The sequence below is a fragment of the Synechococcus sp. H60.3 genome (assembly GCF_047462295.1).
Taxonomy (GTDB): domain Bacteria; phylum Cyanobacteriota; class Cyanobacteriia; order Thermostichales; family Thermostichaceae; genus Thermostichus.
This window is the reverse complement of record NZ_JANSIY010000187.1, coordinates 1-2299: the sequence shown is the minus strand read 5'-3', so window position 1 is coordinate 2299 and position 2299 is coordinate 1. Positions and strand designations below refer to the sequence as shown.

Annotated in this window: 3 protein-coding genes; all 3 read right to left on the bottom strand. The window is 62.9% G+C overall.

Translation table 11 applies throughout. The features are described 5' to 3' along the window. The coding region (locus NW841_RS12610; protein WP_414386719.1) for a universal stress protein at window positions 1–273 on the bottom strand (273 nt) is incomplete at its 3' end. Between the two features lie 101 nt (window positions 274–374). After that, complete coding sequence (locus NW841_RS12605) at window positions 375–1229, bottom strand: hypothetical protein (RefSeq protein WP_414386716.1); 855 nt, start codon at window positions 1227–1229, stop codon at window positions 375–377. Window positions 1230–1307: 78 nt separating this feature from the next. Then, window positions 1308–2299: hypothetical protein (locus NW841_RS12600; RefSeq protein WP_414386713.1), on the bottom strand; the 992-nt coding region annotated here is incomplete at its 5' end.

The window sequence follows — 2299 nt, the reverse complement described above, 5'->3', positions numbered from 1 at the left end:
CTGCAGTACCACCACCTTGGGATCCCCTTCCACCAGTTGGGTACTGATCTTTAGCCCAGGCCGCGGGGGAAAGGTCTGCAGCGTCTGGGCCAACAGCTCCTGTCCCTTTTGCCAAGCAGCGCGCATGTCCTCAGCAGAGGTCTGGGAAGGCACCGCATGCAGCAGGGTTACGTGGCACTGGGCAAAGGCCGGCAAAGATAGCAGCGTGTGCACCATTTGCTCGGTGGGGCCGCTGCCGTCGATGGCGGCAACGATGTTTTCAAAGCGAGGCATGGGATCCGTTCTCCAGGCCAAGGTTTGCCAAGTCTCATCCTAGATCTGCCTCTGCCGATCCCTGCTGCCGCGGCAGATACCCCGCAACATTTTGTTGAGTTTTAGTAACTTAGCCACACATAGCCGGTGAAGCCGCCGCCGGCATTGGTGTTGCGGCCTGTTAAAAACTGAAACCCCCCTAGCCCCAGGGTCAGCCCCTCCTCTAGGCGCCAGTTGAGCTGGCCGGAAAGCTTAAGGTTGTTGTAGTCGGGATCCTGCACCGCCAGATCCCCAAAAAGGAGCGGGGCGCCGTTGCCAAGGGTGAAGTCGCCATCCAAAGCCACAATGGCCTGCACCTCAGGGCTGAGATCTGCTCCAAAGGTCAAGTTGGCCTTGAGACGGTCGCCGGGGTAGCCCAGGTAGTCCCGAAAGGTCAGACAGGAGTCGAAAAAGGCGGGCAGGGATCCCAGCTTGCCTGAGGCGGCCAGGCCGGCGCTGAGGTCGTAGCCGAAAACCCCATAGCCCAAGGGCAGGGGGGTGTTCTGGGTGGCATATCCCGGCGGGATCAGGGCCGTCAATTGAGCCGAGAAAAAGGGATCCCCCTCTCCCCAGGTGTGGCGCAGGCCCAGCTCCAGATCCCGCAGGCCCTGGTTGCGCTGGGTAACGGTCTCAGCCCCGCTGGCAAAGCGATTTTCCAGGAAAACGTAGCTGGTGTTGAGGTTGAGGGTGAGGCGATCGCTGAGGCCGGTTTCGCCAAACAGGTTGAGGCGGGTCTCGCCATACTCGGAAAGGGCCTGCTGCAGACGTCCCCCCTGGTCAAAGCGGGTGCGGGGTTGGTACACCTCGGGCTGGAGCGAGAAAAACGTTTTCCCTGCCCCGCGAGGGAAGCCGCAGCCGGCCCAGGCCGGCAGCTCCCACCCCCCCAAGACAAGGCCCAGGCCCAGCAGCCAGCTTCTTGCAATTGCCAAAGGCTTCATCTAGGGATCCCTCTCGACGGCGCCGCCAAGGGGGATTGTACCTACAGAGCTCCGTTTTGGGCCTTCGTCTCCATCCACCTACACCCTCTGGGCAATAGCCGGCAAACCTACGCGGGCCCGGAATTGCCGGGCTGCCGTCAGCGCCCCATAGGGATCCCCCTTGTAGAGGCCGTAGTGCATCAGGGACAGGCGCCGCAATCCCAGTTGCGACACCTCCTGCAGCCACTCGGGCCGGCTCATGATCTCAAAATCCACTTGGACAGTGTCGGCCCGGCCACCGTTGGGGTGCTTGTCCTTAATCGAGGGCTCGTAGTGGGCCAGCATCAGGTTGCGGTGGATGGGGGCAAAGAGACGGCAGCAGAGGCGGATCTGCTCGGGGTTACCCGGATCCGGGCCGTTGAGCTCTGGGTTGAACTCCCCCGGTCGCCGCTGGCGCATTGACTGGAAGGCGATCCCGTCCATTTGGCTCATCGTCTCGGCAAAAGGCTCTACCATGCTGCGCCCTGCCCCGCGGCGGCGATCGTCAAAGGTGGCAATCCAGCCGCCCCAGCAGAGGGCCACCTCGGCCTCGGGCAGCCGCTCCTTGATGGCCTGGCGGGCTCTTAAGATGTTGCGCATCAGGGCGCGGTAGTAGGGGGCAGTGTCGGCGTTGTAGGTATCGGCAGGGACGCGCCAGTAGGAAAACTCAGTGGCCAGGCTCCAGTAGGTGGGGCGGCCCTGGGGGTTGGCTTGGGCAATATACCCGGCCAGCTCGGCTACGTCCTGGATAAACTGCGGCGAGAGGTGGTAGTCGCCGCAGGGGCGGGTGGTGTCGTCTTCCCAGGTGATGATGTGCAGGCTGTAGCCCCGCTCAAACCACTGCCGCAAAAGCCCCGCCTGGTGCCAGTTACGCCAGAAGGAGAGATCCCCCTGGCGGTGGTCAAAGCTGTTGAGCCAGCCACTCAAGAAATGGGGATCCCAGTCCCGCGACACCGCTGCCACCTGCGGATCCGACTCGATTTCCCAGAGGAAGCGACCGGGATCCTCGCCAATGCCCACTTCCCAGCGGGCCAAGAGCTCTGACAAGTTCC